The sequence below is a fragment of the Azotobacter beijerinckii genome (assembly GCF_900110885.1).
Taxonomy (GTDB): Bacteria; Pseudomonadota; Gammaproteobacteria; order Pseudomonadales; family Pseudomonadaceae; genus Azotobacter; species Azotobacter beijerinckii.
Genome location: NZ_FOFJ01000105.1, coordinates 1 through 6,511, shown reverse-complemented (window position 1 = coordinate 6,511; position 6,511 = coordinate 1). Strand labels below are relative to the sequence as shown.

Below are 6,511 nucleotides of genomic sequence, written 5' to 3'. Positions count from 1 at the left end.
ATGCCCTTGTCCAGCCCCTGCTCCTTGGTCATCACCTGCAGGGCGATGCTCTCGTTCGGCTGCAGGCGGATGATCAGCTTGTTGCCGATCAACGGGCGCTGCTCCGCGGCGAAGATGTAGTGCGGCGGCGCCTTGAAGTGGATGACGATCTGCGACAGCTTCTCCGGCATGCGCTTGCCGGTGCGCAGGTAGAAGGGCACCCCGGCCCAGCGCCAGTTGCGGACCTCCGTACGCAGGGCGACGAAGGTCTCGGTGTCGCTGCGCGGGTTGGCGTTGTCCTCTTCCAGATAGCCCGGCACCGCCTTGCCCTGGATGTTGCCGGCCACGTACTGGCCGCGCACCACCTGCTGGCTGAGCTGGGCGGCGTCGATCGGCGCCAGCGCCTTGAGCACCTTGACCTTCTCGTCGCGGATGCTGTCGGCCGACAGGTCGCTCGGCGGGTCCATGGCGATCAGGCAGAGCAGCTGCAGCAGGTGGTTCTGGATCATGTCGCGCAGCTGGCCGGCCTTGTCGAAGTAGCCCCAGCGGCCCTCGATGCCGACCTGCTCGGCCACGGTGATCTCCACGTGGGAGATGTGGTTCTGGTTCCACTGGGTCTCGAACAGGCTGTTGGCGAAGCGCAGGGCGATCAGGTTCTGCACCGTCTCCTTGCCCAGGTAGTGGTCGATCCGGTAGGTGCGGTCTTCCGGGAAGTGCCGCGCCACCGCATCGTTGACCTTGCGCGAGGAGGCCAGGTCGTGGCCGATCGGCTTCTCCAGCACCACCCGGGTGCGCTCGGCCAGGCCGACTTCGGCCAGCCCGGCGCAGATCGGCTCGTAGAGCGCCGCGGGGGTGGCGAAGTAGGCGATCAGCCGCTGCGCCTCGCCGACCCGGTCGGCCAGCGCGGCGTAGGCCTCGGCCTGGAGGAAATCCATCGACAGGTAGTCCAGGCGAGCGAGGAAACGCTGCAGGACGCCCTCCTCCAGCTCCGCACCCGGCACGTGGCGGCGCAGGTGCTCGGCGATGGTGGCCAGGTGGCGACTCTCCTCGCCGGACTCGCGGGCCAGGGCGAGCAACCGCGTTTCGGCGGGCAGCAGGCCAGCGCGATCCAGCTGATAGAGAGAGGGAAACAGCTTGCGCAAGGCCAGATCGCCCAGCGCGCCGAAGAGAGCGAAAGTGCAAGGCTCGACAGAGGTAGAGGTCATGATATTTGTTCTTTTATCAAAGTCCTGACGTATAAAAGCACCATTGAATCGTTTCATCAACAATAATTACGTAATAAAACAACATTTCTCCATAACCGGGATTTCCAGTGGCTCCACCCGGAAGCGCCCAGTTACGATAAGCCACCCAAACGCACCACCCGCCCCAGGAACCAACATGGATCGCGCGCGTAATCTGCTGGAACAGATCCAGAACCGTCTCGAAGAACTGAACAAGGCCGAACGCAAGGTCGCCGAAGTCATCTTGCAGGACCCGCAACAAGCCACCCGCTACAGCATCGCCTCGCTGGCCCAGGCCGCCCAGGTCAGCGAACCGACCGTCAACCGCTTCTGCCGCTCGTTCGGCGTCAGCGGCTACCCGGAACTGAAACTGCAGCTGGCCCAGAGCCTGGCCAGCGGCGCCGCCTACGTGAGCCGCGCGGTGGAAGCCGACGACGGCCCCGAGGCCTACACCCGGAAGATCTTCGGCAGCACCATCGCCTCGCTGGACAGTGCCTGCCAGACGCTCAATCCGCAGGTCATCGACAAGGCGGTCGACCTGCTGATCCAGGCCCGGCAGATCCACTTCTTCGGCCTCGGCGCTTCGGCCTCGGTGGCCCAGGACGCCCAGCACAAGTTCTTCCGTTTCAACCTCGCCGTGTCGGCGCAGAGCGACGTGCTGATGCAACGCATGCTCGCCTCGGTGGCCCATACCGGCGATCTCTTCGTGATCATTTCCTACACCGGACGCACCCGCGAACTGGTCGAAGTGGCGCACCTGGCCCGCGAGAACGGTGCCTCGGTGCTCGGCCTGACCGCCGCCGGCTCGCCGCTGGCCAAGGCCTGCACCCTGAGCCTGGACATCCCGCTGCCGGAGGACACCGACATCTACATGCCGATGACCTCGCGGATCATCCAGCTCACCGTGCTCGACGTGCTCGCCACCGGCATGACCCTGCGCCGCGGCGCGGACTTCCAGCCGCACCTGCGCAAGATCAAGGAGAGCCTCAACAGCACCCGCTATCCGAGCGACGAAGAACTGCTCTAACGACCTGCGCGGTCGGCCAACTGACGTTCGGATGACCGGCCCCCAAGACAAGGCGCCGCGACGAGTCATGGCAAGGCTATGGCGGAAAGCGGCGACAGCCTGCCGGGGTCCGGGCGCCGAAACCGCTCCATCGAACCGACCGAACAGGCCACCGGCCTTACTTCAGCGCTTCCAGACTGGCGGTGAAGGCGCTCGCGCCCTGCTCCGCCGTGCTGAACGCCGAGCGCATGAAGGCGAACAGCTCGCGGCCGCAGCCGACGCCCTCGCCCTGCGGGGCGCTCGCCAGCTCGCGGGCAGCCAGCTCGGCGGCATCGACCAACACCTCCAGAGTGCCGGCCTGGCCGTCGACGCGGATCACGTCGCCGTCGCGCACCCTGGCCAGCGGACCGCCGTCGATGGCTTCCGGACAGACATGGATGGCTGCCGGGATCTTGCCGGACGCGCCGGACATGCGCCCGTCGGTGACCAGCGCCACCTTGAAGCCGCGATCCTGCAGCACGCCCAGATAAGGGGTCATCTTGTGCAGCTCGGGCATGCCGTTGCTGCGCGGGCCCTGGAAGCGCATCACCGCCACCAGGTCGTGCTCCAGCTCGCCGGCCTTGAAGGCATCGGCCAGCGCCTGCTGGTCGTGGAAGACCCGCGCCGGCGCCTCCACCACCTGATGTTCGGGCGCCACCGCGGACACCTTCATCACGCCGCGACCGAGGTTGCCGACCATCACCCGCAGGCCGCCCTCGGCCGAGAAGGGCTGGGTCGCCGGGCGCAGGATGCTCTCGTCGAGGCTCTTCGTCGGGCCGTCGCGCCAGACCAGCCGGCCCTCGTCGAGGAAGGGCTCCTGGGCATAGTGGCGCAGGCCGCGCCCGACAACGGTATTGACGTCCTCGTGGAGCAGCCCGGCGTCGAGCAGTTCGCGAACCAGGAAGGCCACGCCGCCAGCGGCCTGGAAGTGGTTGATGTCGGCCTTGCCGTTCGGATAGACCTTGGTCAGGGTCGGCACCACCTCGGAGAGGTCGGCCATGTCCTGCCAGGTCAGCTGGATACCGGCGGCCTGGGCGATGGCCGGCAGGTGCAGGGTGTGGTTGGTGGAACCGCCAGTGGCGTGCAGCGCCACCACCGAGTTGACCACCACGCGCTCGTCGACGATCTCGCCGAGCGGCAGGAACTGCCCGCCCTGCTTGCTCAGCCGCGTCACCCGGCGGGCAGCCTCCTCGGTCAGGAGGTCGCGCATCAGGGTGTCGGGATTGACGAAGGACGAACCGGGCAGGTGCAGCCCCATCACCTCCATCAGCATCTGGTTGGTGTTGGCAGTGCCGTAGAAGGTGCAGGTGCCGACGCCGTGATAGGCCTTCATCTCGGACTCGAGCAGCTCGTCGCGACTGGCCTTGCCCTCGGCGTAGCGCTGTCTCACATCCGCCTTTTCCTTGTTCGACAGCCCCGAAACCATCGGCCCGCTGGGCACGAACACCGCCGGCAGGTGGCCGAAACGCAGGGCTCCCATCAGCAGGCCGGGGACGATCTTGTCGCAGATGCCGAGATACAGGGCCGCATCGAACATGTTGTGGGAGAGCGCCACCGCGGTGGACAGGGCGATCACCTCGCGGCTGGCGAGGGCCAGCTCCATGCCCGGCTCGCCCTGGGTCACCCCGTCGCACATCGCCGGCACACCGCCGGCGACCTGTCCGACCGAGCCGATTTCGCGCAGGGCCCGCTTGATCTGTTCCGGGTAGTGCTCGTAGGGCTGATGGGCGGAGAGCATGTCGTTGTAGGCAGTGACGATGGCCACGTTGACGGAGTCCATCAGCCGCAGGCGCTGCTTGTCGCTGCCGTCGCAGGCGGCCACGCCATGGGCGAAGTTGGCGCACTGCAGCTTGCCGCGCTGCGGCCCCTCGGCGGCTGCCGCATGGATCATGGCCAGATAGCGCTCGCGCGTGGCACGGCTGCGTTCGACCAGGCGCTCGGTTACCTCAAGGACGCGGGGATGCATGGGATAGACTCCAGATAGCAGGTATATTTGTTATATAACAACAAAACTACCACATCTCAACGGAAAAGCCAGTCAATTGACCAACACTATTTTGTATTAAAACAACAACACTTATCAGCCCCTACCGAAGGCGGAGCCGGCCGCGGCGTACGGCATCTGGCGATCGCCCAGCTGCTCCCGCACGCCGAGCCCGCCAGGCGACATTCAGGTGCTCTCACGCACCATCAACTCGAAGCCCATGTCCTGCACCGGCTCGGCGACCGACTGCCCGGCCATCAGGGCGAGGAGCATTTCGGCTGCCCGGCGACCGATGGCTTCGCGCGGCGTATGGATGCTGCTGAGCCGCGGCACCATGAAGGCCGAGGCCGGCAGGTCGTTGAAGCCGAGCACCGCCACCTGTTCGGGAATCCTCACGCCGCGGCGCATGGCCTCCAGCAAGGCGCCATGGGCCAGGTCGTCGTTGCCGAAAAAGATCCCGTCGAGTTGCGGATGAGCGGCCAGCAACTGGCCGAACAGCTCGCCGCCCAAGCCGACGGAGGACGGCTGCGGCGTGAGCAGCTCGAAGGCAGGATTGTAGAGGCAGGCCTGCTGCAGGGCGCGCCGGAAGCCCTCGCCGCGCAGCAAGGTGCGCTGGTCGAGCTGGGCGCCGACAAAGGCCATCCGGCGGCGTCCGCGCGCGATCAGGTGTTCGGCCGCCGCCGCGCCGGCGCGCAATTGCGAGAAGCCGACGCAATGCAGTCCGGCGCCGGAATCCAGATCCATCATGTAGACGCAGGGAATGCCGCTGGCCTCGAGCATGCGCCGCGCACTCTCGGTCCGCTCGAAGCCGGTGAGCAGCAGGCCGCGCGGCTGGTAGGCGAGGTAGTTGCGGATCAGATCCTCGTCCTCGTCGCGCGAATAGTGGGAGTTGCCGATCAGCACCTCCAGCCCCTTCGGCCGCATCACCGCATGGATCGCCTCGAGGGTCTCGACGAACAGCTGGTTGCCCAGCGAGGGCACCACTACCGCCACGGTCTGGCTGCGCGCCGAGGCCAAGGCCCGCGCCGCCGGGTTGACCACATAGCCCAGCTCGCGGGCGGCCTCGCGGACTCTTTGCGCCAACTCCTCGGCAACGCTGGGGATGCCGCGCAAGGCCCGGGAGGCGGTGATCGGACTGACACCGGCGCGACGCGCCACTTCGTTGAGGGTCGGGCGCCCGGTGGTACGGGTATTCTTATCGTTCTTCGGAGTGGTCATCAGGGTAATCGCACCATAAGCAGCATCAGGATTGAACGGCAGGCGCCGCGAGGGCTGCAGCGTCCGCAGGCCGACCATTCTCGCCCCGCTTCGCTGTCGCCGTCTCCCCGTATCGAGTCCGGCCTGCTTGTCAAACGGAAATGCAGGATCTAGGATAGCGCTGTCTCAGTGGCGCAGCAATCGCTTAGGCATAGCCTGAGCGGCCATTCGCAGCGCATTCGGATAACGAATCATGACAACGACAACAAATCGGCGACAGCCTATCCTTGCAGCCTGTGTTCCAGTCGGCAAAGATAGCGCTATCCCTGCACCGAGGTGTCATATGCATCCACCCATCCCAGCACTGGTGATCATGGGCGTTGCCGGCTGCGGCAAGTCCAGCGTCGGCCAGGCGCTCTGCGCGCTCGGCGGTGCCATCCCCATCGAGGGCGACGCCTTCCACCCCCCGGAAAACATCCGCAAGATGAGCGCCGGCATCCCGCTGACCGACGAGGACCGCGGCGGCTGGCTAGACCGTCTGTGCGAGGAGCTGCACCGCACCATCGAAGCCGGGCAGCGCCCGGTGCTCTCCTGCTCGGCCCTCAAGCGCAGTTACCGGGAACGTCTGCGCCAAGCCGTGCCCGGGCTGGGCTTCGTGTTCCTCGAACTGACCCCGGTCGTCGCGGCCCGCCGGGTCGCCGAACGCCCCGGCCACTTCATGCCGGCGAGCATGATCGACAGCCAGTTCGCCACCCTCGAACCGCCCCTGAACGAGCCCCTGACCCTGACTCTGGATGCCTCGAGCGAAGACGTTCAGCAACTGGCCGCCGCCGCCCACCGGTGGTGGACAGACCATGCGTCAAACTGATTGAACGGCTTTTCGCCGACCACCAAAGATAGCGCTGTCTCAAGCGACTCCTGACCCACAACAACGACAATAAGGAGACTCCCCATGTTGGGCATGTCCCATGAAACCTTCCTGCTGCTGGATGCGGTGATCACCATCGTCGGACTGATCGTCCTGATCACCCGTTTCAAGCTGCACCCCTTCATTGCCCTGATCATCTCCGCGCTCTTCCTCGG

6 protein-coding genes are annotated in these 6,511 nt (G+C 66.2%); 3 read left to right on the top strand and 3 right to left on the bottom strand.

Annotation, left to right across the window (positions count from 1 at the left end; all coding sequences use genetic code 11):
- A partial coding sequence (zwf, locus tag BMY22_RS22235; protein ID WP_090625472.1) for a glucose-6-phosphate dehydrogenase occupies positions 1-1,184 on the bottom strand: 1,184 nt, incomplete at its 3' end.
- 175 nt (positions 1,185-1,359) lie between these two features.
- On the opposite strand from zwf, the gene BMY22_RS22230 reads away from it, so the two are divergent.
- Complete coding sequence (locus tag BMY22_RS22230; RefSeq protein WP_090625470.1) at positions 1,360-2,229, top strand: MurR/RpiR family transcriptional regulator; 870 nt, start codon at positions 1,360-1,362, stop codon at positions 2,227-2,229.
- 157 nt (positions 2,230-2,386) lie between these two features.
- Here BMY22_RS22230 and edd read toward each other — a convergent pair whose 3' ends face one another.
- Together edd and gntR are read right to left on the bottom strand one after the other, a co-directional pair.
- Positions 2,387-4,213, bottom strand: coding sequence for a phosphogluconate dehydratase (gene edd, locus BMY22_RS22225; protein ID WP_090625469.1), 1,827 nt, complete (start codon positions 4,211-4,213; stop codon positions 2,387-2,389).
- 204 nt (positions 4,214-4,417) lie between these two features.
- Positions 4,418-5,449, bottom strand: coding sequence for an HTH-type transcriptional regulator GntR (gntR, locus tag BMY22_RS22220; protein WP_090625473.1), 1,032 nt, complete (start codon positions 5,447-5,449; stop codon positions 4,418-4,420).
- Positions 5,450-5,771: 322 nt separating this feature from the next.
- Between gntR and BMY22_RS22215 the strand changes: the two genes are divergently transcribed.
- On the top strand, positions 5,772-6,296 hold the full coding sequence (locus BMY22_RS22215) for a gluconokinase (RefSeq protein ID WP_090625467.1): 525 nt from the start codon (positions 5,772-5,774) through the stop codon (positions 6,294-6,296).
- Between the two features lie 84 nt (positions 6,297-6,380).
- A partial coding sequence (locus tag BMY22_RS25320) for a GntT/GntP/DsdX family permease (protein WP_143068607.1) occupies positions 6,381-6,511 on the top strand: 131 nt, incomplete at its 3' end.